Below are 26,068 nucleotides of genomic sequence, written 5' to 3' on the forward strand. Positions count from 1 at the left end.
GTGGGGAGCGGCCCGGCCGAACGGGCTCCCGGCCGGGCCGCAGTTCAGTAGCTTGGAGATCAGGCATCGGGGTGGACCGCCTTGGCGATCTTCTCGACGCCCCAGGCGTTGAGCGGGCCCAGGTAGACGCCGTCGGAGACCACGGTGTAGGTCCGGGTCTTGGCGGCGTTCCATTGGGGGTAGGCGGCGAGCAGCCCGGCGGCCTCGGCGTCGCCCTTCTCCTGAGGGGTGAACAGACCGACGACCAGCACGTCCACCTGGGCGGTGGCGAGCTGCTCCTTGTTGAGGGTGCGGGTGGCGTTCTCGCCCTTGCCGGCGAAGGCGTTGACGCCGCCGGCGGCCTTGATCACGTCGTCGTAGATACCGCCGGTCATGACCGCGGGCAGGCCGTTGGCGTTCATCGCGGCCATGCCGGGATATGCGATCAGGACCTTCTTGGCTGACTTGCCCGCCACCTTGGCGCGCACGGCGTCGACGCGACCCCGAAGCGTCCGTACGAGACCGGAAGCGCGCTCCTGCACGTCGAAGATCCGGCCGAGCAGCGCCAGGAACTCGAACGAGGAGTCGATCGACTGGTTTCGGTAGGCGCTCTTTTCCGCCGGGGTGGAGTCGGGTTTGCCCATCGCGCAGTTGACCTGGTTGACCAGTGAGTTGATGCCCGCGGCGGCCAGCTGCTCACGGGTGGCGAAGCCCTTCTTGGAGTCGAACCCGCCCGACCAGGTGGACACGACCAGGTCGGGCTTGAGCTTGAGAATCTGCTCTGCAGGGACGTCGAAGTTCTTGTTCATCGTCAGGCCGCCGGTCGGCAGGCTCCTGATTTTGTCGATCATGGACGGGTCGTCAGAGACGCCGTAGGACTGGGCGTTGGCCAGGATCATCTTGTCCAGGCCGAGCATGAGGAAGCTCTCCACTTCCCCCACAGAGGTCCCGTTGAGAATCAGTACCCGCCGGGGCGGGCGCTTGAAGGCGACCTTGGTGCCGCAGTTGTCGAAGGCCAGGGGGTAGGTCGTCTTGCCTGGCGCCGAGTCGGAGGTGGAGCCGGAGGCGCCGGGGCCGGAAGAGCCGCAGGCGGTGGCGGTCAGAGCCAGGGATAGTACGGCGCACAGCGCAGTGCCGGCGGAGGGCCGGAGGCGAGGAGGGCTCATCGCGAACGAAGCTCTTTTCATCATGTCGTGCGTAGAAAGGGCGGCATCTGGCAGGCGTCATCGACCGTGATCACTTCGGTGACCGCAGGGCAGGCCGGTAACTGCACGCGGCAGCGTGCTTCGTCACGCCCGTGAGGGCTGGTGACGGTGGCGTGCTCGCCGGTCTGATCGGCGAACCGACGCCTCCGGCCGCCGGGGGCCGGTCATGCAGGCAGGACACCGCGCAGGGAAAGGACGCGCTGGAGTGCGAGCCTGACGACCACCGTGCCCCGGTCCGTCCGGAGGCATGCAGCGCCCCAGATGCGTCTGATCAGGAATTTGGGCCGTTCAAATACCGGTCACGCGACCGCGCCGGAGGCGGCCCTGGCTTCAGGGGGCCCGCGTCGCGCCACGGCGTACCGCAGAACGGTTTGAGCGGACAGCAGGTCTTCCGCCACCGAGTTGAGGACCGGTCGTCCGCACGGGAGCACCGGGGCGACCATCAACGGCACAGTCAGCGGGCGCAATATCCAGTTGGCTAGCAATCGCACCAGCGAGCACAGCCGGGATTCGCCCCACCCTAGCCACGCGGAGGTGACCAGTACGCTCACCACGTGCATGAGCAGCATCCCGGCCCCAGGGAAGGGGCCTTCGTGGTGCATGCCGCCGTCGGCTCCCATGCCGGCCATCGATCCTCTGAGGGCGGGCGCATCGACGCTCATCGCAAGGTTCCCGCCGCCTCGCATGAGCAGGACGTGCATGACGACCTGGGAAATCGCGGTGGCGGGAAGGATCGTGGCCAGGGTCCGTTCCCGGCCGGTCAGCGCCAGCGTGGGAACGAGGACGAGTAGGTATCCCGCAAGCATCGCGGAGCCGTCGAAGCGGCCTCCGCCAGCCGTGTGGCCGAGCGCGGCGACGACGGCGCACGCGGCGGCGAAAGTCGCGGAGCGCACCCAACGCACTGCCGACCACGGTCCCATTCCGGTAGATGATCTCGAGGCTGCGCGTGACGGCGGTGAACAGTGCGGCAGCGACCGCATCAGGCTCAGGACACCACCTCCTGCCCGGCCTCGGCGATCGCCGCGTGCACCTCGGTCAGCCCGATATCCCCGCCGCCCGGGATGGTGACCAGGCCCGTGGCCGCGGGCATCCGCAAGCTTTCGCCGCCTCGGACAGGCAGCAGCTTGCTCTCGACCGTCGAAGAGGAGCTTCCGCAGCTCATCCTGCAGATCGGAATCCCTAGAGCGCTCATCTGCAACCACCGATGGAGCGCTCATCTTCAACCTCCTGCCGGCCGAACGCAGTTCACACAGGGGATACCGAATGATCCGATGGTGATAGACGGACGCACGGCCCGGGGTCATTGCCCTGTCCGCGTGCTGATCGGCAATGTACTACGTTTCGTAGTAGATGGTTGAGACGCGCCGCCGGAAGGCGGTCGTCGCGGCGACGACGAAGTTCTGGAAGGCGGCCCGTCCGACGCGAAATCCACCTGGCGAGGATCATCTCGTTGCACATAGTGACGCTGCGGTCGCGTTTGATATATGCCGACTGGCGGGCGGTCAGAGCCTCCGGGTTGCCGTGGACGACTACTGAGCGCTGCACCGGGGCGGGCTGTGGAAGTGGGAATTATGGGAGATCGCAACAGACTCAATCTTCCCTGAGATGCGCTATAGCTAGTCAAAGGATGCTGTCTGACCTGCAGCGATGTCGAAATTCGGCTAGCTGCGGCCTTGATTGATCGTGTTCACACCGAAGAGGCCACTGGTTCGAACCCAGTATCGCCCACGTTTCCCCAGTTCAGGGGCCTGCTCTCGCAGAGAACGGGCCTCTCGTCGCTGTTCGGCCCTGCCGAAGTGGTCACACGTTCATCGAGGCATCACCGCAGGTCAGCCGTTTGTCGGTGATTCGGGCCGCGCGTGATGAGGTGCTGACGGGCATGCGCTCTACCGCCACCCCGGCCCACCGTGCCCGCAGACGCCAAGGAGCTTGCTGTCGGCCTGACTTGGGCCGGTGACGGTGTGTTCGTGCAGTGCCCTCCCGTTGCGCGTGCCCATCTCTTATCCCGGAACCCGGAAGCCGGGGATGGCGCTGCCGGCCCCCACCCCTGCACCACGGGCGCTCCACGGCCTCGCTGGATACAACTGGGAGGAATGCGGAAGATCCCCGTCCTCCCCGCGTCGCCTCTCGACCCGACATCAGCGGCATGGCTGTCAGCTGAACTGTCACGCCAGCCGAGTCATCGCCTCAGGCAACCCGCGTCCCCAGGCCGCCTGCACCTCCCCGGGGGGGCGTCAGGCGGTTGATCCGAGTCCCCAGCAGCGCCGACACGGCGCGCGGCGGCGTGACGGTGATGGCGAGTTGCCCATGCTGGGGAGCCGATGGACGGCGCGGTCCAGTCGCGGCCCTGTTGGCGAAGGAACCAGCGCTCGGGACACTCGCCTTCGCGCAGTGCGGCGATCTCCTCCCGGACCTCCGCGCGGGCGAAGAAGGCGACGATGCTCTCGGCGGCCTTCGGGCCGATGTCGCGGATCGCCACCAGGTCATCGGCGGTCGCCGCCGCGACGTCCTCGATGCGCTCGTATCCGGCCAGGCACAGCCGCTTGGCCGTGCCCTCGGAGGCCATGGGGATCGCCAGCCCGATCAGCGCGCGCCGCAGCCCGACGTTCTTGGAGGAGGCGATCGAGTCGACCATGTTCCGGGCGCTGACCTCGCCCATCCGCTCGTAGCCGAGGAGCTGCTCGGTGGTCAGGTCGTAGAAGTCGCTGCGGCGTCTGAGCACGCCGTCCTCGGCGAGCTTCTCGATCCAGACGTCGCCGACGCCCTCCATGTCGGCCGCCTGGCGCGAGGCCCAGTGCATCAGCCGGCGCGTGGCCTGCGCCGGGCACTGCAGGTTCACGCACCAGCGCTCCTCGCCCGTGCTACCCGCGGCGGCGGTGCGGGCCGTTTGCTCGGAGCGGCGGTGCGCCCGGATCCGCCGGTGAGCTGGTCGATCTCAAGTGTGGTGCCGAACCTGACCGCCCGCGCCACTGCGATGCTCGAAGGATCCGGCCGCCTGCACGACTACATCACCGACCCGGCCCCATGACCACAACCGGCACCGGGCCTCGACAGACCGGCGGCCGCCTGCGATAAACGAACCTGACCGTCGTCAAGCGAGTAATGGTGTAATCATGGAAACCCTTTTCGAGCACGCCGGTGGGCACGAAGGCCTCCGCAGGTTCATCGACCTGTTCTATTCCAGCCTCCTGGCCGACCCCCTGCTCCAGCCCCTCTTCGGTGAGGGCCAGCCGACCCACGTCGATCGCCTGACCGCCTTCACCGCCGAGACTTTCGGCGGCCCCGACACCTTCACCCGCGAGATGGGCGGCTTCTCCCACCTCATCGACGTCCACCGCCACCTGAAGATCACCGAGGAGCAGCGGCTCCGGTTCGTCGAACTGCACATGGCGGCCGCCGACGCCGCCGGGCTCCCCGCCGACGCCCCCTTCCGGCAGGCGCTGCGCGAGCACGTGGAGTTCGGCACCGAGGTCGCCATGCGCAACTCCCACGCCCGGACCGACGACGAACTGCACCCGCTGCGCGAGCTCCCCCGCTGGGACTGGCCCACCCCCTGACACCCGGCGGCCATGGGCATCCGGAACACGCCCGGTTATCGTGACCGCATGCCAGGTTGACGCCAGAGACACCGTGGTTCTCCGCGGCCCCGCGCCCCGCCGCCTTCGTCCGCATCTCGATCCGGACGAAGACCAGCAGCAGGGAAGGGCCATGGAGATCAGGAGAATAGGATTGCAATTTCACCAGGCGCGGCGTTTGTTCGGATCGCCCTGTTCTTCAGGGCAGCCGATTGACTTAGTTCGTGGCAGACCTGGCACGTCGATTCCGAGTGCCGTCCCTCGGACTTCATCGCCACCCTCGCCAGGCTGGACGCGCGGCATCGGGTTCCGGTCGTACACAAGGCGTCCGACTTCGCAACCCAGGGCGACCGGCCAGTCTTCTGCGCGTTCGTTACGCTGGCAGTGTTCAAGTGCGAGCTGATCATGTAGGACATGAACGAGGGCCTTCCACGCTCGTGTCCGCGGACCCCCTCACCGCCAACGGCTACTCCTACGCCGGCAACGACTCCGCCGACCACGCCGACCCCACCGGCCAGTACCGCGACGACGGCTTCCGGGCACCAGGCAGCGCTTACGGCAACGATGGTCTCCGCGAACGCTGGGACAACGCCAACCAGCACCGCAACTCCTTCGGAAGAGGAGGAGGCGGCGTCTACCTGGCGCCACCGCGCGCACCGAGCGGCGGCGGCTGCTGGATCGACTGCAACGGCACGGTGAGTCCGAACCCGGTATCGGTCAAGAAGCCCTGTGGCTGGAGCTGCAAGGTCGGCAAGGTCGGCGGCTTCCTGAAAGAAACACCAGGCCACCATCGCCGGAGTCGCAGCAGGCGGCCTCTGCGCAGCCGCCACCGGTCGCACCGCGGTAGTCGGCTGCGCCGCCATCGGCGGTTGCCCGGCCCTTCTACTCAGGCAAGGACAAGAAACACGGCATGAACCTGCAGGTCATCGCCTCACCTGGCGGAACCCACCGTGTGGGTGTCGGGACCGCTGTCCGGCTCCGTCCACGACCTCATGGCCGCCCGGATCTGGGGCCTGGTCCGCGAACTGGCCGCCTCCGGGCTCCTGGTCCTGGCCGGCCAGGGCTACGTCGGCGCCGGCCACCTCGTCAAGACGCCCTACAAGGGCAAGAACAAGCCCGAGCCCTGCAAGCGCGCCAACCACCCCCATGTTGCTGCTTCTGGGTACGGAAGTCGGGGCGCGAATCTTCACATGTTCTCCACACTTCAACACAACGTCTACATTCAAAAGGCTGCCGTAATGCGTAGCATTTCCGCTCATGACACGCCCGCGCCGGGCGGCTTGGACCGCCATAGTCGTGACCTGCTGCCTCATCGGATTATGGTCCTGCATCTCCAGGGGCAATGCCATGAAGAAACGAGACGAGGTCCGGGCTCGCGCGACCCTGGTCACCTATCTGGATCTCGTTCGCCAGCGCAAATGGGACGAGGCCTGCGACATGCAGGACGACACCTCAGAATTGGCGATGGAAGACTGCGAGGGATATCTGTCGAGCGGGGCACCCCTCGTGTCCTTCGACGTCGTAGGCGTCCGCTCGACGAGTTGGAACACCGAAGGCACCTTCATCAAGTTTCCGGTTTGCCTCGTCTATGCTGACGGGAGCCACGAGCAGATCGATCTGGAGGTCGGCTCGAAGGCCAGCGGCTATCCCGACACGGTCCTCGACGGTCCGTTTTCTCACACCCGCGAACGCCCGTACGATGAGTGAGCGGTGAGCCCGGTGGCTAATGAGACGAGACTCAAGTACTCGGGTTGAGCCCGTTCGGGGTCTGAAACCCCCGGTTGCACGGACACATCATCCGAGTTGACCTTGATCAACTTGGAAGGAAGTGTCTCGTGCCACCACCTCACCCGCCCGAGTTCCGGCGGCGCTCCGTCGAGCCGGCCCGGATCGGCGACAAGTCGTCACCGCGCTGGCCAAGAGTCTCAGTATCAGCCAGTCGTGCCCGCGAAACTGGATCCGCCAGGGCCGACATCGAAGAGGGCCACCCCGACGGCCTGAGCGCCGACGAGTAGAAGGGTTGGTCGAGCCGCGCGGAAAGCCCGGCAACTGGAGCTGGAGAACGAGAACCTCAAGCGGCCGGCGGCCTACTTCGCTCGCGAGAACAAGCTTCCAGAACAAGGTACTCGCTGGTCCATGAGCTGGCTCGATCTCTATCTCATGATGCAGGGGTCCGCGATGGCGGTTGACCACGCCACCGCGGCCCTGCCAACGAGGACCCGCAACGGCCGGGTGGACGTCACCGGCCGGACCGCACACCGGAGCCGGTGGGCGTCCTGCCACATTCGCCGAGCGGTGCCTGGCGATCTGTGCCGGTTGCTTGCGGCTGGTTAACATCACAGCACTACCGGCTTGCGGAAGAGCACAGGCCCCTTTTCTGCAGTCATGGAGCCACGGGAGCTGGTTTTTCGGGAGCCACCGCAGTCAGGCCCCCATCGACTCACGACGACGTAGTCAGGGCGTTCGTGCAGGTGAGAGGCTCCCTGTTCGACTCTGATCGACCTAGATCGCGCAGCGGCTCGTCGCGGGTGAGCCGCTCGGCCTCGGGAACCACCGCGGCGGGTTCACCGATGCGCAGATCGGCCGCGACGTGCAACGCGGCGGCGGCCAGTCGCAGCTCGTTCAGCCGGGCCGTCTCGGCGGCGGCCCACGCCTCGTCGGCGACCTCGGCGAACGCCGGTCCCCGCCACAGCCCCAGCGCCTCGGCGAGCCGGGCCTTCGCGGTGCGCGGGTCGGTGTCGGTCCGGGCGCGGTCGAGCAGATCCTCGAACCGCCACGCGTCCACCGATTCCGGTGGCAGCCGCAGCGCGTACCCGGGTGCGGCGCTCACCAGCAACCGGGCCGGCGTGCGCGGCGGACGTCCGGGCTCCAGAAGCCGGCGGAGGTTGGACACATACGCCTGCAAGGACATCAGCGCCCGCGCGGGCGGCTCCTGACGCCACAGATCCTCGATCATCCGGTCGACCGGCACGACCTGCCCGCGCGCCGCCACCAGCAGGGCCGGCACGCCCCGCTGCCGCGGCCCGCCGAGGTGGACGGACTCACCGTTCACCTCGGTCGCGAACGCGCCCAGCACCCGGACGAAAACCATGATCCGCACATCGTACGTGGACGTTCCAAGTCGGCTCCAAGTCCCCTCCAAACCCCCGGGGGCAGCCTGAACACGTCGCAACCGACGAGGGGCAAGGAACAGATGAGCGCCAGCACCCGGGACATGGAGATCGTCCACAGCGCATGCCGCCGTGAGTCTCGGCTGTTGGTGGAGCTCGTCGCGGCCGTCGCCCCGCGTGACCACCGCTCCCGCGAAGGTGCGCGCCGGTCCGCGGCAGAACCCTTCCCAGTCTGAACATCAAGGGAGAACGACCATGTCGCAGAAGAAGCTCAACACCGTCCTGGCCACCGTCGTCGTCCTGTTCACCCTCTACCTCGGGTTGTCCTTCGTCCTGCCCATCGGGACGTCCTTCCCGGGCCTGCGGAACTGGCCCTCTGACGACAGCGGCTTCCCGATCGTGAAGGGCAGCCGCGAAATCGCGATGGGCCTGGCCATGGGCGCCCTGCTGGTGACGGCCCACCGCCGCGCCCTGGGCTGGGTCCTACTGATGATGGCCGTCGCCCCGTTCGGCGACATGGTCAACGTCCTGGCCCACCACGGCCCCCTGGCCGCGGGCGTTCGGCATCCACGGCCTGACCTCGGCACTGATCGCGACCACCGGCCTGCTGATCCTCCGCGAGACCGGCAAGGCCCGCAAGGCCCGCGAGACCGCCACGGTCCCCGAGGCCGTCGCGCCGACGCCCGTCGCGCACTCCGCCTGACGCCTGCATGTCGCCCACCACGCCCAGTCCCGTCCCTGAAAGGAGCCACCGTGACCGTGGAGCTGAATCACACCATCACCCGCGCCCGTGACCTGCAAGCCTCGGCGCAGTTCCTGGATGACATCCTCGGCCTGAGCGTCGAGCCGCCGGTAGCGCATTTCACGCCGGTCACCCCGGCCAACCAGGCCACCCTGGACTACGACCGGCTGGACGACTTCGAGCCGCACCACTACGCGTTCATGCTCAGCGAGCAGGAATTCACAGCCGCACTCGCCCGCGTCCAGGACCGCGGAATCACCCACTACGGCGATCCCGCTGCACTCTCGGCCAACTGCACCAAGACCCTCTCCAACACGCACTGAGAAATCGAAGAGGAAGACGACGATGACGATCAACGATGTGCGCGGCGCGCTCGAAGGGCGCGTGCTCCTGCCTGATGACGACGGCTTCGAGCAGGCGGCCACCGCGTGGAACCTCACCGTCAGGCAGCCGGTCGCGGCGGTCGTGGAGGCCGCGGACGCCGATGACGTGGCGGCGCTCGTACGTTACGCCCGGCGGGCGGGTTTGACGGTGGCCGCGCAGCCGACCGGGCATGGCGCCTCGGGTGATGTGGAAGGCCTGATCCTGCTGCGTACCGGTCTGCTGAACGAGGTGATGATACGCGCGGAGGAGCGAGTGGTCCGGGTGGGCGCGGGCGCGCGATGGGGGCAGGTGCTGGCGGCGGCCGGTCCGCTGGGGCTGACCGGCCTGTCGGGCAGCGCGCCAGGGGTCGGCGTGACCGGCTACACCCTGGGCGGTGGGGTCGGCTGGTTCAGCCGCAAGTACGGCCTCGCCTCCGGCAGCGTGCGGGCCATCGACATCGTGGACGCCGCCGGCGAGCCCGGCCGGGTGACCGCCGAGTCCGACCCCGAACTGTTCTGGGCGCTGCGCGGCGGTGGCGGAGACTTCGCGATGGTGACCGCCCTCGAACTCGAGTTGTACCCGGTGCCCACCATGTACGGCGGGCGCGTCGTCTGGCCCGAGCACCGGACCGGTGAGGTGTACGACGCTTTCCTGGAGATCACTGCCGGGGCACCGCGTGAGCTCAGCGTCTGGTTCAACCGGTTCCAGCCGCCCGGCGCACCCCCGATGGTCACGCTGGATCTGGCCTACCTGGGTGAGGCGGCTCGGGCGCAGGACCTGCTGGTGAGCCTGGACAAGATCGAGGGCGCGATCTCCGACAGCCGCGGTGTCGTCCCGGTCGCCGACCTGGGTGCCATCTCTCCCGAGCCCACCGACCCGACCCCCTCCATCAGCCGCGTGGAGCTACTCACGGGCCTGGGCGCCGACGCGGGTGAGCTTCTGCTGTCCAAGCCGCTCGAACCGCTCATCAACCTGCAGATCAGGAACCTGGGCGGGGCGCTCGCCGAGCCGGGCGGCGAGGCCGGTGCGAGCGGCGCGGTGGCCGAGCCGTACCTGCTGAGCCTGGTGGGTCTCGGCCTGCCGCACTTGGCCGACGCGACGCGTGCCAAGCAGGCCGAGGTGGTGGCGGACCTGGGGGCCCGCATCAGCGGCCGCAAGCCGTACACCATGCTGTCTCCCGGTGAGACGGCGGCCGAGTCCTTCTCCGGCGGCGCGCTCGCGCGCCTGCGGGAGATCAAGCGGGCCCGCGACCCGCATCATGTGTTCCGCGCCAACTACCCGGTGCTCGGATAGGCCGGTTCCCAGCAGGTCACGGCTCTTCCGCCCTCCGGGGCGGAGGAGCCGCACCGAACCCGCGCGACCGACGTCGCCCCGTGCTAACCGCGAAGTACGTCCGCGCAGGTGTGAGGCGTGGCGTCCGACAGGTAGCGGTGCAGGTTGAGTACCGGGGCCATGCCACGACCCTGCCCCGCCCTCAGGGTGATGGGCGGTTGTGCTCGCGACTGGCCTACGTGACCGCGGCGAACGCGTTCGCGGTGCTGCGACTGCTCCGATGACCGACCGGGAGAAGGACGCCGAGATCTTGGTGCTGCGGCATCAGATCACGGTGCTGGAGCGCCAGCTGGACGCGGCGAGGGTGCGTTTCGCCGGTGCGGATGGAGCACTGAGCCCATTCCAACCTGAGGCTGCAGGTCACGAGCGGGTTGCGGGTCGCCAGTCTTGATCGTTACGTAGAGAAGCTCCTGGTAGATGAGTGGTCGACCAAGATCAACCATCTGCACGGAAGCTTCTGTGTTGTTCTATCCAGCTGCGCTGGATCTGTCGCGCCCAACCCGCGACTTTTGTGGTCGGTCTCATCCGGCGCCACCGTCGGCGGATCGGTTCGCTGTGGCGCTCGGTGCCTGAGGGGCGCCAGGCGCCGCTGGTCCTGGTGCATCTGCGCCGCAACGAGACCTTCGCCGCTTTGGCGGCCGCGTTCGGGATCGGAGTGGCCACCGCTCACCGCCACGTCACCGAGGCCGTGGCACTGGCGGCCGAACTGGCGGTCAGGGGCGGCTTGTCGCGCCCGAGCGGAGTTCACCAGGACGCGGCCGACGGATCATCCCCCGGCATCAGGAACCGAGCGTGGTGAAACCGCCGACTATGGCTCCGAAGCCGACGTGGGCGAGGACGGTGACCAAGGGTGTGCTGGGCCCGTAGTTGAGCATCAGGAAGCCCGGGGGTTCCAGAAGGGCCACCCGAGGGGCGCTCGTCAGCGGGCTGCCCATCCGGGGGTGGACCAACGGCAGCAGGGTGTTCACCAGGGCTGTGCCCGCGAACAATCCGTGCACCAGACCGAGGAGGGCTCCGAGCCACCAGCCGGCGTGGCCGATGGCGAGGAAGACGGCGTAGTAGACGAACGCGAACAGTTCTCCGTTGACGAAGTGCAAGAGGTAGCCGAGCGCCTTGGCGCGGGCCCGGTCGGCGGTCACGGCGGTCCCGAGCAGGAACGGCAGGTCCATGCGGGTGAGTCTGAGCTCGCTGGCGGTGCGCAGGACGGTGGTCAGTGCCAGCGTGCCGACGAAGGCGCCCGCGGCGGTTCCCCAGGCGCTCACCCGTCCGCCTCCTCGCCGATCGAGTCGATGGTGCACGCGGCACTGATCAAGGCCAGGTGACTCAGCCCCTGGGGCAGGTTCCCCAGGAAGGCGCCGGTGGCCGGGTCGATCTCCTCGCCGTACAGGCCGACGTCGTTGGCCAGGCCGACCAGGTCGTCCATCAGCGCCACGGCCTGTTCGAGGCGCCCGGTGCGGGCGAGGCACTCGGCCAGCCAGAACGAACATGCCAGGAACGCGCCTTCGCCGCCGCTCAGCCCGTCCTCGCCCGAGTACCTGTCGACGAACGGGCCGTGCCGCAGCTCCCGTGAAACCGCGTCGACCGTGGCGCGCATGCGAGGATCGCCGGGGCGCGCGTACCCGTGAAGAAGACCGAGCAGTACGGCGGCGTCCAACTCCGAGCTGTCGGCGGAGCGCGTGTAGCAATGGCGACGTGAGGAGAAGCAGCGCGTCTCGACGAAGTCGTGGACCTGCGCGCGAGCCCGCCGCCAGCGGGCCGAACCGCGGCTTCGGATCAGGCCGCGCTCGCAGAGGTCGATGGCCCGGTCGAGCGCGACCCAGCACATCATCTTCGATTGTGTGAAGTGCAGGGGAGTGCTGCGCACCTCCCAGATCCCCGAGTCCGGTTCCCGCCATGCGGCGCAGACGAAGTCGGCCAGTTCCGCCAGGCGCCGGGCGATGTCCGCGTCCAGGCGTCCGGCGGCGCCCGCGTACAGCCAACCGGTCTGCAGCAGCTCGCCGTAGGTGTCCAGTTGGGTCTGCGCGCCCGCCGCATTGCCGATTCGCACCGGTCTGGAACCGCGGTATCCGTCGAGGGGGAGCGTCTGTTCCGGGGCGTGGCCGCCGCCGTTCAGCCGGTAGAGCACCCGCAGCCGCGGATGTGTGAGCTGGGAGGCGTGCATGAGCCACCAGAAGTAGGCATCCGCCTCGGCGGGGCATCCCAGCCTCAGGAACGCGTCGAGAGTGAACGCCGAGTCGCGGACCCAGGAGAAGCGGTAATCCCAGTTCCGTTCGCCGCCGACCTGTTCCGGCAGCGAGGAGGTCACCGCGGCGGCGATGGCCCCCGAGGGCGCGAAGATCAGGAGCTTGAGCGCCAGCGCGCTGCGCAGCACCGCGTCCTGCCACATGCCCTCGTGCGAGCGTTCTCGAGCCCAGCCGCGCCAGGCCGCGATGGTGCGGTCCATGCGGGCCTCACATTCGGAACGGGCCGGTAGGACGAGCGGTTCCTGGTGGGCGAGCGGAACCGCCAGCAGGGCCCGCCCTCCCTGCCTCAGTTCGAGGCGGCCATCGATCGCCTGGTCGGTGCATTCCGGTTCACCCGCGTCCCAGGCACAGACGGCGAGCGCGTCCACTCCGGCCACCGCCACCGGTGTACCGGCGCGCTCGGTGATACGTGGACGGCGGGTGCCGTAACCGAACCGCGGCTGGACGCTCCAGCGCAGCGGTACCGTTCCGGCGACACCGTCGAGGCGCCGCTGCAGTTCCCGCATCGGCCCCAAGGCGCCATCGGCCTCCAGGGTCAGCGCATCGGTGACCCGCAGGCTGCCGCGGTCGGTGATGAACGTGGTCTCCAGCACGTTCGTGCCTGGGAGATACCGGCGCGCGACCGTGTAGGGCTCCTCCGGCTCCAGCAGGAAGCGGCCGCCTCGCGCGGGGTCCAGGACGGCGCCGAACACCGAGGGAGAGTCCAGATCCGGCATTCCCAGCCAGTCCACAGACCCGTCGGCGGCGATCAGGGCGGCAGTCCGTCCGTCTCCGATCACCGCGTAGTCGCGCAACCGGGCGTAGCCGTCGCTCCGAAAGGCCGTGGTGCGCCCAGGGCCGGACGGGGTGTCAACGGGCGGACCGCCGACTCTCATGGAACCATGGTCTCATCCGGTTTCGACCTGTTCAGTCCTCCCTATCCCCATACGTCCCAAAGATTCCCACACTTCGCGTGCTGGACCAGGGCGGTGGAGCCGGACCGGCCGGCCTCGGGGCTCGGACGGGCGGTTGAGACGGATTGGCGTGACGGTCGCGTATCGCGGACGGTCCGTCCAGGAGGCGGGCGGTTCCGCGACGATGCGTTCCGGCGCGATTGCGCGAGACGCGGAACCGGGCACGATGGCACCGTGAACGAGACTGATCTTTTCAATCTGGACGGCCGGCTGTTCGCGATGGTCAGCTCCACCGCGAGCCGCGTGGACCCTGCCGCGCCCACACGCTTCGCCTACACGGAGGCCGACGGCGTGGTCTGGGGCAGTTACGAGGGCGACACCGTGGTCCACGGCCGGTTCGTGGGGGCCCGGCGCGGGGACCAGGTCCGGCTGAACTACGTGCATCTGACCAAGCGGGGAGCGGATCCGGTCGCCGGGTCCAGCACGAACCAGATCGAGCTGCTGCCGGACGGCCGGATCCGGCTGGTGGAGGAGTTCCGGTCCGACGGGGACGACACGCCCCAGGTCAGCATCTGCGAGGAGGTCGTCAGGGGAGGTCTTTGAGCTCGGCCCGCCCCGCGTCCGCGCGGATGAAGCGCATCCGTCCGAGGGCGACCGGGCCGGGGCCGGGCTCCGCCTCCACCTTCGCCGGGGCGCAGTCGGACGTCAGCACGAACGGACGGCGGATCACCTCGTCGAGGATGAGCACCGTCTCGGTCGCCTTCACGGCCGGGATGCCGGCCAGGCGTTCGGAGACCAGGCGATGCACGGCGGCGACGTCGGTGGCCCGGATCTGGATCATCGCGTCGTGCTGGCCGGTGGTGATCGCGCAGTACTCGACCTCGGGCATCAGCGAGAGCTGGGCGCGGAACTGCGGCCACATCTGCTGCCGGACGGTGACGAAGATCAGCGCGCAGATGCCGAGGCCGGTGCGGACGGGGTCGACCTGCACGGTGAACCGGCTGATCACGCCGCCGGTGCGGAGTGCCTCGAAACGCATGTAGGCGTTGGCCCGGGAGATCCCGACCCGCTGGGCGAGGGCAGCGATGGAGATCCGGCCGTCCTGGCGCAGGACCTCCAGCATCTTGAGGTTGATCGAGTCCAGCTCGGTGCGGATCTGTCCAGATTCGGGCCCCCTATGAGGCGGTCCGTGCGACGGTTTGACCATGGATCCGTTTCCCTCTTCCTCTTTATCTTGACTTTCGCTGGTTGCGTAGACGTTCAGCCGGCAGTCTCGCACTATCGGACTTCGTCGTCCAGAAGCAAAGAACTGACCTGACGGAGCCCCGGAGGCCGCGATGCCGATCACGAGTGGAACCACACGGTGGGCGGCGTTGTCCGTCGTCGTGGCCGCAGCACTCAGCCTGAGCGCCTGCTCGGGCGGGGGCGAGACGTCCTCGTCCGGGGCCGGCAAGGCCCTGGTCATCGACACCTCGTTCAACCTCAAGACCGCGGACCCGGGACGGATGTACGAGCAGACCGGCCTGCTCATCGACCGGGCCCTCTACGACACACTGCTCAGCTTCAAGGGCTCCGACGTCAGCACGCCGGTGCCGGCGCTGGCGGAGTCGTACGAGTTGTCCAAGGACGGCAAGAAGCTCACCCTCAAGCTGCGCCAGGACGCCGTCTTCTCCGACGGCAGCCCCGTCACCGCCGATGACGTGGTGTTCTCGCTCGACCGGGTCCGCGATCTCAAGGGCAACCCGTCGTTCCTGCTCGAAGGCGTGACGGTCGAGAAGACCGACGACAAGACCATCACTCTGGTGTCGGCCGAGCCGAACCCGTCACTGCCGTTCATCCTGCCGAACCCGGCGCTCGGCATCGTCAACTCCAAGGTCGTCAAGGCCAACGGCGGTGCCGCGAGCCCCGCCGACAAGGCGGAGAAGTACCTGAACGGCCGGTCGGCCGGATCCGGCCCGTACATGCTGGAATCCTTCAACGCCGCCACACAGGTCGTGCTCAAGGCCAACCCCAAGTACTGGGGCGCCACCAAGCCGGTCTACAAGCGGGTCGTGCTGCGCAACGTCCAGTCGCAGACCCAGAAGCTGAACGTGCAGCGCGGGGACAGCCAGATCGCGGTGGACCTGACGGCCGACCAGGCCCAGGGCGTCGGCGGTGGCACGCAGACCGTCAAGGGCGCGTCCGCCAACGTGTTCTTCCTGCTGACCAACCGGAACCCCTCCGTCAGCAAGATCACGTCCAACCCCCGGTTCGCCGAGGCCGTCAGCAAGGGCGTGGACTACCCGGGGCTGCTGGAACTCGCCGGCGAGGGTTCGGTGCAGGCGGCCGGCATCGTGCCGTCCATGATCAACGGCTCGCTGCCCGCGGCGCAGGCGCCCAAGCGCGACGTCGCCGGCGCCAAGGCGGCGCTCGCCGCCGGCGGGATCACGAACCCCAGGATCAAGCTGGAGTTCCCGAGCGACTTCACGCTCAACGGCCTGTCCTTCCAGCCGTTGGCCGAGCGCATCCAGGCCAACCTGAAGGAGGTCGGCATCACCGTCGATCTCGCCCCCGCGCCGATCGCGACCGCGCTGGAGAGCTACCGCGACGGCAAGGAGGAGATGGGCCTGTGGTGGTGGAGCCCGGACTACCCGGACGCCAGCAACTACCTCGCCTTCCTGCCCGGCGGGCTGATCGGCGAGCGCGCGGGCTGGAAGAAGGGCGCGGACAAGCCGCTGGAGGACGCCGGCGCCAAGGCCGCGAGCACCATCGGCGATGACCGGTTCGCCCAGTACCACCAGATCCAGACCCAGCTCAACGCGCGCGGCCCGATCGTGCCGCTTGTGCAGCCGAGCCAGCGCCTGGTCACCGCCGGATCGCTGACCGGCCTGGTGGTCAACCCGGTGTGGACCTTCGAGATCGCGGCGCTCGGCAGCAAATGAAGCCCCCTCACCCGTCGGACGAGCGGACGCCCGAGGGCCGCCGGCCACCCGGCGCCCGATGGTGGTCGCGGCATCCGCTGATGCGATTCCTGGCCCGGCGGCTGACGGTCTCCGTCCTGCTCGCCGTCGGGGTCACCCTCGTCACCTTCATCCTGACCAACATGGTCCCCGGTGACCCGGCCACCGCGAACCTCGGCCAGCAGGCGCTCGCCGACCCGGCGATCGTCCAGCAGTTCCGGGAGGAGCACGGCCTCGACAAGCCGCTGCCCGTGCAGTACGCGACCTACATGGGCGACCTCGTCCGCGGGGACCTCGGCGAGTCGCAGCAGAGCCACCGGCCGGTCGCCGACGACCTGCGGGAGTTCGTCCCCGCGACGTTCGAACTGGCCGGCACGGCGCTGCTGGTGTCGCTGCTGGTCGGCGTCGCCTTCGGAGTGATCGCGGCGTTGCGCCGGGACCGGCTCGTGGACCAGTTCCTGCGGGTGACCAGCCTGGCGGGCGTCTCGGTGCCGACCTTCTGGCTCGCGCTGCTGGCCTTCTACCTCTTCTTCTACAAATTCGGGCTGGCGCCGGGCTCCGGCAGGCTCTCCCCGGCCATGTCGCCTCCCCCGCACGCCACAGGCCTGTACACGGTGGACGCGGCGCTCGCCGGCCAGTGGGACGTCTTCGCCAGCGCCGTCGGCCACCTTGTGCTGCCCGCGCTGGTGCTCGCCGCGTACACGATCGGTCTGCTCACCAGGTTCACGCGGTCGGCCGTGCTGGAGGTGCTCGGCCAGGACTACGTCCGGGCCGCCAGAGCCAAGGGGCTGCCCGGCCGCACCGTCCTCTTCCGGTACACGCTGCGCGCCGCGCTGGTGCCCGTCATCACGGTGGCGGGGCTGGCCTTCGGCAGCCTGCTGTCCGGCACCGTGCTCGTCGAGGCGATCTACGCCTGGCCCGGCATCGGCGAGTACGCGTACAAGAGCGCGACCACCCTCGACCTGCCCGCGGTGATGGGCGTCGGCCTGGTGGTGGGCGTGATCTACGTGGTGGTCAACCTGGTGGTGGACATGCTGTACGGCGTCATCGACCCAAGAGTGAGGCACACGTGAGCCGCAGGGTGCCGGAGGCATGGCGCAAGCCGCTCGCCGTCATCGGCCTGGTCATCGCGGCGGGATGGCTGGTCGTGGTGCTCGCCGCGCCGCTGCTCGCGCCGCACGACCCGCTGAGCCAGGCCTTCCCGCGGCTCCAGGCGCCGAGCGGAGCGCACTGGTTCGGCACCGACGAACTGGGCCGCGACGTCCTCAGCCGGGTGCTGTACGGCGCGCGCCTGTCCATCCCGCTCACCCTGCTGCTGGTCGTGATGTCCGTCGTCATCGGCGGGCTGCTGGGGGCGTGCGCCGGCTACTTCGGCCGCTGGCTGGACGAGACGATCATGCGGGTGGCGGACCTGGTGTTCGCGTTCCCCACCGTCATCCTCGCGATGGCCGTGGCCGCCTCGCTCGGCGCCAGCCTGCGCAACGCGGTGCTGGCCGTGCTCGTCGTGTCCTGGCCCGCCTACGCCCGGGTCACCCGCGGCCTGGTGCTCGGCGTCCGGTCCCGCGAGTTCGTGATCAGCGGGCGGCTGCTCGGGTTCTCCTCGTGGCGCTCGCTGCGCACCGACGTGCTGCCGAACGTGACCGGCCCCGTCCTGGTGCTGGCCACCCTCGACATCGGCACCCAGCTCCTGCTGCTGTCGGGACTGTCGTTCCTCGGGCTCGGCGCCAAGCCGCCCACCGCCGAATGGGGCTCGATGGTGGCGTCGGCCACGCACGTGTTCGACAAGTGGTGGGTCGGCGTGTTCCCCGGCCTGGCCATCCTGACGGTGGTGCTGGCCTTCAACTTCCTCGGTGACACGATGCGTGACGCGCTCGACCCGCGGACCGCACGGGCGATCAAGGAGCGGGCGCTGTGACCTTGCTGAACATCGAGCGGTTCACCGTCGAGCTGGGGGGGCGGCAGATCATCCGGGGGATCGACCTCGGGCTGGAACCGGGCCGGATCCACGGGCTGGCGGGCGAGAGCGGCTCCGGGAAGACCATGACCGGGCTGGGCGTCATGGGGCTGCTTCCCCATGGCGCGCGTACCGGTGGGCGAATCCTGTTCGACGGAACCGACCTGCTGACCCTCCCGCCGAAGAAGATGAACGCGCGGCGCGGCAGCGAGATCGGCATGGTCTTCCAGGACCAGTCCACGAGCCTGCACCCCATGCTCTCGATCGGCCGCCAGCTCACCGACCACATGCGCCACCATCTGGACCTGGACAAGGCCGAGGCGCGCCGCCGTGCGGTCGAACTGCTGACGAGGGTGCGGATCCCGGACGCCGACGGCGCGCTCCGGCGGTACCCCCACCAGTTCTCCGGCGGCATGCGCCAGCGCATCGCGATCGCGGCGGCGCTGGCCTGCGACCCGAAGGTCCTGATCGCGGACGAGCCGACCACCGCGCTCGACGTGACCGTCCAGGCCGGCGTCCTGCGCCTCCTGCGCGGCCTGTGCGACGAGCTCGGACTCGCCGTCCTGCTGGTCACCCATGACCTGGGCGTCATGTCCGCGGTGGCCGACACGATCAGCGTGATGCGGGCGGGCCTGCTGGTCGAGACCGGCGCACGCGCCCAGGTCATGCGTGAGCCCGCCGACCAGTACACCCGAATGCTGCTGGACGCGCTGCCGGAGCGGAGCACTTCATGAAACTGCTGGACGACACCGAGCCGGCGCCCGGCACCTCGCTGCTGGCCGTCGAGAACCTGGTGGTCGACCATCGCAGCCCCGACCGGCCCCCGGTACGGGCGGTGGCGGGTGTCGACCTGACCGTCGCGCCCGGAGAGGTCGTCGGCCTGGTCGGCGAGTCGGGCTGCGGAAAGTCCACGCTGGCCCGCGCCATCTGCGGGATCATCCGCCCGTCCGGCGGTTCCATCGGGTTCGAGGGCCGCCCGGTGACGCCGCTCGGCCTGCGCCGCCGCGATCCCGCGCTGACCCGGATCCAGATGGTGTTCCAGGACCCGTTCGCGTCGCTGAACCCGCGCCGCCGGATCGGCGGCCAGATCGCCGACGGCCGGCGCGGCGGCCCGACCCCGGGTGAGCTGCTGGAACGGGTCGGGCTGTCGGCCGACATGGCCACCCGCTACCCGCACGAGTTCTCCGGCGGGCAGCGGCAGCGCATCGCCATCGCCCGCGCCCTCGCCGCCCGGCCCTCCCTGCTGATCGGCGACGAGCCGATCTCCGCGCTGGACGCCTCCGCCCAGGCGCAGGTCGCGGCGCTGATGCGGTCACTGACCGTGGAGTCGGGGGCGGGGCTCCTCTTCATCAGCCACGACCTGTCGGTCGTCCGGATGATCGCGGACCGGATCGCGGTCATGTACCTGGGCAAGATCGTCGAGATCGGCCGGACCGCCGAGGTCTGGGCCGACCCGAAACACCCCTACACCCGGGCCCTGCTCGCCGCCATCCCCGCGCCGGACGGGGCGGGCACGCTTCCCGCCGAGTTGCCCGGCGACGTGCCGGACCCGGTGTCGCCGCCGTCCGGCTGCCGGTTCCACCCGCGCTGTCCCCACGCCATGGAGATCTGCTCGAAGCGTGAACCGGTACAGGAGCGCGGGGTGGCCTGCTGGCTCTACGACTCGGCGCCGGAATGAGCGACGATCGGATGGAGCGGGTGCGGGCCCGCATGATCGAGCACGGGGTGGACGTCCTCGTCCTGCGCCCCTCCTCGAACCTGCGGTACCTGGCCGACTCGACGCGGCACGGCTTCCTCGTCATCACGCCGGACGGCCCGCCCGCGCATGTTCCCGATGCCTCGCCCCTCATCCCGGTGGGCGCGCGGGTCGCCATCGACCCCCAGATGCCCGCGCGCGAACTGCTGTCCATCCAGGAGAGCCTCGGTCCGCGGACCCTGTTCGCCTCGGCCGAACCGCTCCTCGCACCACTCCGGATGCGCAAGTCCGACGCGGAGATCGCGGCCATGGAACGCGCGGCCACCGCCGCCGACCGGGCCGTGGCGATGGCCGCTGAGCTGCGCTGGTCCGGCACCACCGAACGGGAGATGGCGCGGCTGCTGCGACTGCTGCTGCTGGAGACCGGCCACGACGAGGTCACCCTCGTCACCGTCGCGGCGGGGGAGCACTCCGCCGCCCCCTATCACCGGCCCACCGAACGGGTGATCAACCCGGGCGACGCGGTCCTGGTCAACCTCGGCGGACGGCACGACGGCTACTGCTCCGACATCACCCGGATGTTCGTCGTGGCCGAGCCGCCGGAGGACTTCGAGGCCATGTACTCCGTCGTGCTCGCCGTCCACAGCGCCGCCTGCGAGGCGGTGCGCCCCGGTGTCACCGCCGCCGAGATCGACGAGGTCTGCCGCACCGCCATCGCGGCCAGCGGGTACGGGATGTTCTTCGTCCATCGGACGGGCCACGGAGTCGGCCTCGACCAGTTCGAGCCGCCCTACCTGACATCGGAGGACCAGACCGTCATCGAGCCCGGCATGACCATGTCCGTCCAGCCTGCCATCTACCTTCCGGGACTGTACGGCGCGCGGATCGAGGACGTCGTCGTCTGCACCGACATCGGGGCCCGCCGCCTGAGCCAGAGCCCGCGCCTGCTCATCGTCACCGACCGCTGAACGAGCCTCGGGCCTGGTGAGACGGCAGGCGGCGCGGACGGGGCTCAGGAAGGGCAGCACGCGGTCGACCGGCCGGAGGCGCCTGCGAGCACCAGGCGGAGCGCCGCCAGCGAATCGTCCAGCGCGGCCCGCTGGCCCGTGGCGCGCGCGATGCCCAGAGCCCTTTCGCAGATCCCACCGCACAGCAGCGAGGTCGCGGCTGTGGCCAGGGAGCCACAGGAGCCAGCGAGGGGAGCCACCGTACGCTTCGCAGATTCCCGAAGCGCTCACCCGACGGTCGGTCATCGTGCCTACGTCATCCTGGTCCGCAGAGTTCGGCGGCGAACGCAGCCCCGCCAATCCTGTTCGGCGAAAACACCTCCGCCCACGTCACTGCCGACGCCGACCCCGCCACCCGCCGCCGTGCGCGCTGACCACGGCCCTCGGCCGCGTCGCACGCCGACCTGCGGGAGCGGGGTCTGCACCGGCTATCGGCCGAAGGGCGACCTGGCGCGCTGGGCGTAGGGGCCGTAGCCGATGTCCAGGAGCAACGTGGCGACCAGCATGGACCATTACAGGCCGCTCACCGATGCGGTGACGCGGGCCATCGCAACGCCGTGTCCTTTGGCCGACCGGCCAGCCGACACATCTTTGTCCAGCATGCTCAGGATGCCTGATTGCGACTGTGAGAAGCAGCAACGTTTGTTTGATGGTTCGGGGGTGAGGTGGGGACGGTGTTGCCGATGAGATTCAGTAACGGCGCGGTCGCTGGGCAGCTCAAAGACGGGTCCGTGAAGCGGTTACGCCTTTGATGAGGGCGTCGTAGTGTGGCCGCGCCGGTCGGTCATTCACCGTAGGTCGTGCCGCCGCCGCTGGTCGTTGAGAGCGGGACGCTGATTCCCCCCGTCCGGGGGAGCCACTTCACCATCGCGGGCGATCTGCAGTATTCGCAGGCCGGGCAACTTAAAGCACATGGCCATCATGCTGATTCACAAGGTCCCGGCCACCAGCGACACCGAACGGCCGGCCCCCCGCTGGGCTCTGCGGCTGGCCTACGCACTGCCGCTGCTGTTGCTGCCGTCGTGCCTGTGGCGGCTGCCGTTCGCGTTCCACTTCCCGATGGGACAGGTCCAGGACACCGGCATGCCCCACCTGGCGATCTCCATCCCGTACGTGTTCGGGCTCGGCATCCTGACCGAGGTCGCAGCGCTGGCGGCGATCGGCCTGGTCAGTAGGTGGGGTGAGGTGCTCCCGGCCTGGGTCCCGATCGTCGGTGGCAGGCGCGTCCCGCCGATGCCGGTGGTCATACCCGCCGCGATCGGCGGACTGGTCATGACGGCTGTGACGGTGATGATGGGACGCCCTGACCGCCGCCTACCACCGGCGCCGCCGCCAGCCCGCCCCCACCGTCTAGGAGACCCACCAGACAGCCGAACGCGGGGCCGGCCGCCCGTCCCTGCCACGGCCCTCCGCATGCTCCGCGATCACGACGAGCGGGGTCGGGGCGATGGTGCTGGTGAAATCATCGACACGACACTGCACCGATCAAGGGTGTCGCCCAAACTCATCAACGAACGTTGCCGCTACACGCGGACGAAGCCATGCCGGCGAACGGCGAACGGTGGGTGGCGTCAGCGGCGCGGGACGTCCGGCGGAGCCGCCGCCGGAAGATCGGGTGACGCCCGCCGGCGTCCCTGCTCACCGCGAGCGACTCCGCGCCTCGTGCTGGTGTGCCCGCTCGATCGCTGAATGAGTTCTCTGAACTGCTCTTCGTCAGGGGCGATCCTCCTACCCTGGTAGGAGGCGATCAACTTCACCGTCGCCGAGTAGTGCGACCGGGGGGCCGCGACTCGCCCCTCAGCAAGCGGCCAGAGCATGGAATTCCATCGGCGCGGCCCAGCCGAAGGGCCTCCGCCGTCAGCGATGGCCATCCAGCCACCCCTGAACTCATCTCCGGCGAATTCCCGATGGCGCGCACTGCGCTGTGCTCGCTTAGCCTCGATCTTTCGTGAGGTCGGTTGGGTCGCGGAGCGACCCAACCGACGCTTCTTTTTCGGTAGCGGGTCAGCCGTTGGGCCCGACTGTCGCGTCGGGTGGGCGGGGTTCCACGGGCCCCGGGGGTTCTGCTTCCTGGTGTTGATGGGACGGTTGGTGCTGGTCAGGGCGCCGGGAGCATCTGCAGGCGCCCGATCGCCGAGGCGATCAGGCCGCTCCAGGGCCAGTGCCGGGCCAGCCGGAGCCGGAGCCGTCTGCCGCCGCGGGCCAGGCGTGCGGCGGTCGAGAAGACGCGCAGGCGCAGGCGTTTGGGTTCCCAGCGGCGGGCCGGGTGGCCGGTGAAGGCGAGCATCTGGGTCCAGGCGGTCAGGTCGGCGGCCAGCGCGACGAGTTCGAGCCAGATCTGGTTGGCCGCTGCGCTGTGCAGGGGCAGGTTGCGCAGGCCGGTGTCCTTGGCGCAGCGGATGCGGTCCTCGCAGCGGGCGCGGCGGCGGTGGCGCAGTTCCAGGTCGGCGAGCTGCCCGTGCTTGCCTCCGGGCCGGGTGCCGGTCACAAAGCAGACATCCCATGTCGTTTGGATGTCAAGCTGCATGCGCTGGTCGACGTCCTGGAGGTGTCGGTGTCTCAAGGGCGGCCTGGTTGGACCAGGCGATTGCTTCGTCGTAGGGCGTAGCGTTCTTGAGGCATCCGTGCAGGATTCCGACGAGGCGGTTGGCGACCTGACGCAGGGCTGGGAAGTGGCTGAGGCCGCGTGCGCGCTGCTTGTCGTAGTAGGCGCGCGCTCCGGGTGAGGTGCGGATGGCGGTGAACGCTTGTCTCATGAGGGGGTCGGCGAGCCGGTCGTTGCGGATGTAGCGGGCTGAGACGACCTTCTTCTTGCCGGATTGGCGGGTGATGGGACTGGTGCCGGCGTAGTTGCGGCGCGCCTTGGCGGTGGCGTAGCGGTCGGGATCATCGCCGAATTCGCCGAGTGTCCGGGCGGCGAGCACGGTGGCCAGGCCGGGCTGGGACAGGTAGATCTCGGCGTCAGGGTGCTGCATGAACGAGGCTTCGACCTGCGTCGCCATGGCTGCGATCTGTTCATTCAACGTGAGCAACAGCGCCACGTGAGTTCGGACGGCAGCGGCGTAGGCCGCGACCACCGCCGGTGGCTGGGTCAGCTGCTCGGTCCTGAGCGCTTGTTTGATCGCCTGGGCCTTGGCGTCGATGCCGCGACGGCGTGCTCTTTTGAGCGCCGACTTGATCCGGGCCGCAGTCAAGGCGGCGGCGGTCTGAGGATCCGGAGCGGCCAGGAGAAGTTCGAGGACCTCGGGCTCGGCAAGCTGGGGAAAGGCGGCCAACGCGGCGGGGAAGTATTCGCGCAGCGCGTGCCGAAGTCGCAGGATGATCCGGGTGCGCTCCCAGATCAGGGTCTGGTGAGTGCGGGCGACGACCTTGATCGCGGCAGCTTGCGGGGTGTCTCCGGCGATCGGGCGCAGCTGGTGGGAGTCGGTGCGGACCATGTCCGCCAACGTGTGCGCGTCGGCGGTGTCGCTCTTTCCGCCCGAAACGCTGTGACGTTCCCGATAGCGGGCGACCTGCAACGGGTTGATCGCGAACACCTGGTAGCCAGTAGCCAGCAGCGCCTGCACCCACGGTCCGCGGTCGGTCTCGATTCCGATCTCCACCTGGGCCGCCTTCGCGTCCTCGGGCAGGTGCGCGGCGATCAGCTCGTGGAGTCGCGCGACACCGGCCACCCCTTCGTCCAGCCGGGCTTTGGCCAGACGGCGTCCAGCGGGGTCCTGGATCTCCACGTCATGGCGGTCTTCGGACCAGTCGTCGCCGACGAACAGCTTCACGGATCTCCCTATCAATGCGAGCCTGCGAAAGAACCCCAGCGACCTAATGATCAAGTGCTCACGGCGTATCGGCCGGGCGACGACATCCCATCGGCGGTCGGTTCTTCCGGCCACCGGCAAGGGCACGATCTGCTTCAAGGGCTCAACTGCTCCCTGGTGAAACGGGTGCTCACTCGACGGCGGCTACGGACCCGAGTCTCCTCCAGCGACTGGAGTGACCCGGTAGCTCTCATTAGGTGAAGCGGTGCCCGTCGATGTCGGTGAACCGCAGCTGCGCGCCGGGGTGGGGGCGTTCGCGGCGGACGATGACCCGCATCCCTTTGGGCCAGCCCGTCAGGTCCAGCATGCCGGTCAGCTCGGCCACCCACGCGCCGGGGCGGGGCCGGCGGTCGGCGTCGTAGGCGCACTGCCAGATGTGTTCGGGCAGGTTGAGGATGGCGGCGCAGATGTCGTCGGTGAGGTTGAAGCCGATCGAGTACTTGACGCGGCGGGCGGTGACCCAGTCCAGGAACTCGTGGGTGCCGCCACCGGAATCGGTTCGGATGAGGACCTGTTTGAGCAGGCGGGACGGGATCTGGTTGAGGGCCAGGCGCCCTGCGGTGACGTGGTCGGCGGCGGTGTTGGACCCGGCGTTGCCCGGCCGCAGCACCAGGGCGGCGGCCTCACCGGTCCCGCCCGGGCCGTGGTCGATGAACGCGGTCATCGGATGGTGGCCGAAGGTGCGCTTCCACGTCGGGGCCGCGTCCTGCTTGTCGGAGTGCGCGAGCACGATCGTGGCGTCCAGATCCACCGGAATCAGGTCCCCGCCCGTCCCCGGGGCGTGCTCGCCGGCCAGTTCCCAGGCCCGTGCGCGGGCGGACGAGCGGGCCTTGCGGATCGCCCGCAACGCCTGCGGACCGGCCTGGGCCAGGCTGGTGACCAGCCGCGACACCGTCGGATCAGAGGGCACCGGCCCGAACAGCTCCGGCTCGGCCCGCAGCACCGCGATATCGGACAGGCAGTCCCCGCCCAGCGCCAGCATCACCGCCAGGTCCGCCACGACCTTGCCCGGATCATGCACCGCCCGCGGCCTACGCCACCGCTCCAGCCCGACCGAGAGCGCCCGGTCGAGCCCGGTGGCCCGGAGCGCCTCGGTCAGCAGCACCCCGCCGGCCTGACCGACGATCCCCGCGCCGTCCGAAGACACCACGAGCTTGGCATGGCGACCTGTAGTCTTCACGCGAAAAGTGCTTTCGGACTGGTGCGGACAGGACTCTC

The 26,068-nt window shown here is 69.3% G+C and carries 22 protein-coding genes and 2 pseudogenes; 14 read left to right on the top strand and 10 right to left on the bottom strand.

Annotated elements, in window-relative coordinates:
- Positions 1–59: 59 nt before the first annotated feature.
- The 3 genes from ACQEU6_RS02170 to ACQEU6_RS02180 form a co-directional block, all read right to left on the bottom strand.
- Entirely contained in the window at positions 60–1,145 is a 1,086-nt protein-coding gene (locus ACQEU6_RS02170) for an ABC transporter substrate-binding protein (RefSeq protein ID WP_499328882.1), read from the bottom strand.
- Positions 1,146–1,483: 338 nt separating this feature from the next.
- Positions 1,484–2,086, bottom strand: coding sequence for a hypothetical protein (locus ACQEU6_RS02175; RefSeq protein WP_499328883.1), 603 nt, complete (start codon positions 2,084–2,086; stop codon positions 1,484–1,486).
- A gap of 1,277 nt (positions 2,087–3,363) precedes the next feature.
- Positions 3,364–4,023 carry a helix-hairpin-helix domain-containing protein gene (locus ACQEU6_RS02180; RefSeq protein ID WP_499328884.1) on the bottom strand — a complete coding sequence of 220 codons (660 nt, stop codon included), beginning with the start codon at positions 4,021–4,023 and terminating at the stop codon, positions 3,364–3,366.
- 274 nt (positions 4,024–4,297) lie between these two features.
- On the opposite strand from ACQEU6_RS02180, the gene ACQEU6_RS02185 reads away from it, so the two are divergent.
- Together ACQEU6_RS02185 and ACQEU6_RS02190 are read left to right on the top strand one after the other, a co-directional pair.
- Positions 4,298–4,741, top strand: a complete 444-nt coding sequence (locus ACQEU6_RS02185; protein ID WP_499328885.1) for a group II truncated hemoglobin — start codon at positions 4,298–4,300, stop codon at positions 4,739–4,741.
- A 1,365-nt stretch (positions 4,742–6,106) separates the two neighbouring features.
- Entirely contained in the window at positions 6,107–6,466 is a 360-nt protein-coding gene (locus ACQEU6_RS02190) for a hypothetical protein (protein ID WP_499328886.1), read from the top strand.
- Between the two features lie 733 nt (positions 6,467–7,199).
- On the opposite strand, the gene ACQEU6_RS02195 is transcribed toward ACQEU6_RS02190, so the two are convergent.
- Positions 7,200–7,850 carry an AfsR/SARP family transcriptional regulator gene (locus ACQEU6_RS02195; RefSeq protein ID WP_499328887.1) on the bottom strand — a complete coding sequence of 217 codons (651 nt, stop codon included), beginning with the start codon at positions 7,848–7,850 and terminating at the stop codon, positions 7,200–7,202.
- A 196-nt stretch (positions 7,851–8,046) separates the two neighbouring features.
- Between ACQEU6_RS02195 and ACQEU6_RS02200 the strand changes: the two genes are divergently transcribed.
- From ACQEU6_RS02200 to ACQEU6_RS02215, 4 genes are all read left to right on the top strand, one after another.
- Positions 8,047–8,934 (top strand): DUF4267 domain-containing protein, encoded by an 888-nt coding sequence (locus tag ACQEU6_RS02200; RefSeq protein WP_499328888.1) that lies wholly within the window; start codon positions 8,047–8,049, stop codon positions 8,932–8,934.
- 37 nt (positions 8,935–8,971) lie between these two features.
- The gene (locus ACQEU6_RS02205; RefSeq protein WP_499328889.1) at positions 8,972–10,267 is read left to right on the top strand and encodes an FAD-binding oxidoreductase; all 1,296 of its coding nucleotides are present in this window, start codon (positions 8,972–8,974) and stop codon (positions 10,265–10,267) included.
- Positions 10,268–10,526: 259 nt separating this feature from the next.
- A complete protein-coding gene (locus ACQEU6_RS02210) occupies positions 10,527–10,697 on the top strand; it encodes a hypothetical protein (RefSeq protein WP_499328890.1) in 171 nt (56 codons plus the stop codon).
- A 174-nt stretch (positions 10,698–10,871) separates the two neighbouring features.
- On the top strand, positions 10,872–11,105 hold the full coding sequence (locus ACQEU6_RS02215) for a transposase family protein (protein ID WP_499328891.1): 234 nt from the start codon (positions 10,872–10,874) through the stop codon (positions 11,103–11,105).
- Here ACQEU6_RS02215 and ACQEU6_RS02220 read toward each other — a convergent pair.
- On the bottom strand, positions 11,086–11,568 hold the full coding sequence (locus ACQEU6_RS02220) for a hypothetical protein (protein WP_499328892.1): 483 nt from the start codon (positions 11,566–11,568) through the stop codon (positions 11,086–11,088). The genes ACQEU6_RS02215 and ACQEU6_RS02220 overlap by 20 nt on opposite strands.
- Complete coding sequence (locus tag ACQEU6_RS02225) at positions 11,565–13,424, bottom strand: glycoside hydrolase family 15 protein (protein WP_499328893.1); 1,860 nt, start codon at positions 13,422–13,424, stop codon at positions 11,565–11,567. The genes ACQEU6_RS02220 and ACQEU6_RS02225 overlap by 4 nt, the downstream gene beginning before the upstream one ends.
- A 252-nt stretch (positions 13,425–13,676) precedes the next feature.
- Between ACQEU6_RS02225 and ACQEU6_RS02230 the strand changes: the two genes are divergently transcribed.
- Entirely contained in the window at positions 13,677–14,045 is a 369-nt protein-coding gene (locus tag ACQEU6_RS02230; protein WP_499328894.1) for an avidin-fold protein, read from the top strand.
- On the opposite strand, the gene ACQEU6_RS02235 is transcribed toward ACQEU6_RS02230, so the two are convergent.
- Positions 14,029–14,649: an Lrp/AsnC family transcriptional regulator gene (locus ACQEU6_RS02235; RefSeq protein ID WP_499328895.1), complete on the bottom strand. Its 621-nt coding sequence runs from the start codon at positions 14,647–14,649 to the stop codon at positions 14,029–14,031. The two genes, ACQEU6_RS02230 and ACQEU6_RS02235, sit on opposite strands and share 17 nt — an antisense overlap.
- Before the next feature lie 166 nt (positions 14,650–14,815).
- Here ACQEU6_RS02235 and ACQEU6_RS02240 point away from each other — a divergent pair, with 166 nt between their 5' ends.
- The 7 genes from ACQEU6_RS02240 (at position 14,816) to ACQEU6_RS02270 (ending at position 22,727) form a co-directional block, all read left to right on the top strand.
- The gene (locus tag ACQEU6_RS02240) at positions 14,816–16,363 is read left to right on the top strand and encodes an ABC transporter substrate-binding protein (protein WP_499328896.1); all 1,548 of its coding nucleotides are present in this window, start codon (positions 14,816–14,818) and stop codon (positions 16,361–16,363) included.
- Positions 16,364–16,443: 80 nt separating this feature from the next.
- Positions 16,444–17,454, top strand: coding sequence for an ABC transporter permease (locus ACQEU6_RS02245; RefSeq protein ID WP_499328897.1), 1,011 nt, complete (start codon positions 16,444–16,446; stop codon positions 17,452–17,454).
- Positions 17,451–18,296 carry an ABC transporter permease gene (locus ACQEU6_RS02250; RefSeq protein WP_499328898.1) on the top strand — a complete coding sequence of 282 codons (846 nt, stop codon included), beginning with the start codon at positions 17,451–17,453 and terminating at the stop codon, positions 18,294–18,296. The genes ACQEU6_RS02245 and ACQEU6_RS02250 overlap by 4 nt, the downstream gene beginning before the upstream one ends.
- Positions 18,293–19,069 carry an ABC transporter ATP-binding protein gene (locus tag ACQEU6_RS02255; RefSeq protein ID WP_499328899.1) on the top strand — a complete coding sequence of 259 codons (777 nt, stop codon included), beginning with the start codon at positions 18,293–18,295 and terminating at the stop codon, positions 19,067–19,069. Before ACQEU6_RS02250 ends, ACQEU6_RS02255 begins: the two co-directional genes overlap by 4 nt.
- A complete protein-coding gene (locus ACQEU6_RS02260; RefSeq protein WP_499328900.1) occupies positions 19,066–20,013 on the top strand; it encodes an ABC transporter ATP-binding protein in 948 nt (315 codons plus the stop codon). The genes ACQEU6_RS02255 and ACQEU6_RS02260 overlap by 4 nt, the downstream gene beginning before the upstream one ends.
- On the top strand, positions 20,010–20,999 hold the full coding sequence (locus tag ACQEU6_RS02265) for a M24 family metallopeptidase (RefSeq protein ID WP_499328901.1): 990 nt from the start codon (positions 20,010–20,012) through the stop codon (positions 20,997–20,999). Before ACQEU6_RS02260 ends, ACQEU6_RS02265 begins: the two co-directional genes overlap by 4 nt.
- A 951-nt stretch (positions 21,000–21,950) precedes the next feature.
- Positions 21,951–22,727 carry a hypothetical protein gene (locus ACQEU6_RS02270; RefSeq protein ID WP_499328902.1) on the top strand — a complete coding sequence of 259 codons (777 nt, stop codon included), beginning with the start codon at positions 21,951–21,953 and terminating at the stop codon, positions 22,725–22,727.
- A 409-nt stretch (positions 22,728–23,136) separates the two neighbouring features.
- Here ACQEU6_RS02270 and ACQEU6_RS02275 read toward each other — a convergent pair.
- The 3 genes and pseudogenes from ACQEU6_RS02275 to ACQEU6_RS02285 form a co-directional block, all read right to left on the bottom strand.
- Positions 23,137–23,529, bottom strand: a pseudogene (locus tag ACQEU6_RS02275) (transposase); the annotation flags it as partial.
- 25 nt (positions 23,530–23,554) lie between these two features.
- Positions 23,555–24,811 carry an IS110 family RNA-guided transposase gene (locus tag ACQEU6_RS02280; protein ID WP_499328903.1) on the bottom strand — a complete coding sequence of 419 codons (1,257 nt, stop codon included), beginning with the start codon at positions 24,809–24,811 and terminating at the stop codon, positions 23,555–23,557.
- Positions 24,812–25,046: 235 nt separating this feature from the next.
- Positions 25,047–26,030, bottom strand: a pseudogene (locus tag ACQEU6_RS02285) (IS1380 family transposase); the annotation flags it as partial.
- Positions 26,031–26,068 lie beyond the last annotated feature (38 nt).

It is taken from the genome of Spirillospora sp. CA-108201 (assembly GCF_050936235.1).
Classification (GTDB): domain Bacteria; phylum Actinomycetota; class Actinomycetes; order Streptosporangiales; family Streptosporangiaceae; genus Spirillospora.

Bases quoted from the DNA above. Each gene is read 5' to 3' on its own strand.
- ACQEU6_RS02270 (WP_499328902.1), top strand. From the start codon at position 21,951: ATGGCCATCATGCTGATTCACAAGGTCCCGGCCACCAGCGACACCGAA.
- ACQEU6_RS02185 (WP_499328885.1), top strand. From the start codon at position 4,298: ATGGAAACCCTTTTCGAGCACGCCGGTGGGCACGAAGGCCTCCGCAGG.
- ACQEU6_RS02225 (WP_499328893.1), bottom strand. From the start codon at position 13,424: ATGAGAGTCGGCGGTCCGCCCGTTGACACCCCGTCCGGCCCTGGGCGC.
- ACQEU6_RS02190 (WP_499328886.1), top strand. From the start codon at position 6,107: ATGAAGAAACGAGACGAGGTCCGGGCTCGCGCGACCCTGGTCACCTAT.
- ACQEU6_RS02245 (WP_499328897.1), top strand. From the start codon at position 16,444: ATGCGATTCCTGGCCCGGCGGCTGACGGTCTCCGTCCTGCTCGCCGTC.
- ACQEU6_RS02210 (WP_499328890.1), top strand. From the start codon at position 10,527: ATGACCGACCGGGAGAAGGACGCCGAGATCTTGGTGCTGCGGCATCAG.
- ACQEU6_RS02195 (WP_499328887.1), bottom strand. From the start codon at position 7,850: ATGGTTTTCGTCCGGGTGCTGGGCGCGTTCGCGACCGAGGTGAACGGT.
- ACQEU6_RS02265 (WP_499328901.1), top strand. From the start codon at position 20,010: ATGAGCGACGATCGGATGGAGCGGGTGCGGGCCCGCATGATCGAGCAC.
- ACQEU6_RS02170 (WP_499328882.1), bottom strand. From the start codon at position 1,145: ATGAGCCCTCCTCGCCTCCGGCCCTCCGCCGGCACTGCGCTGTGCGCC.
- ACQEU6_RS02260 (WP_499328900.1), top strand. From the start codon at position 19,066: ATGAAACTGCTGGACGACACCGAGCCGGCGCCCGGCACCTCGCTGCTG.
- ACQEU6_RS02235 (WP_499328895.1), bottom strand. From the start codon at position 14,649: ATGGTCAAACCGTCGCACGGACCGCCTCATAGGGGGCCCGAATCTGGA.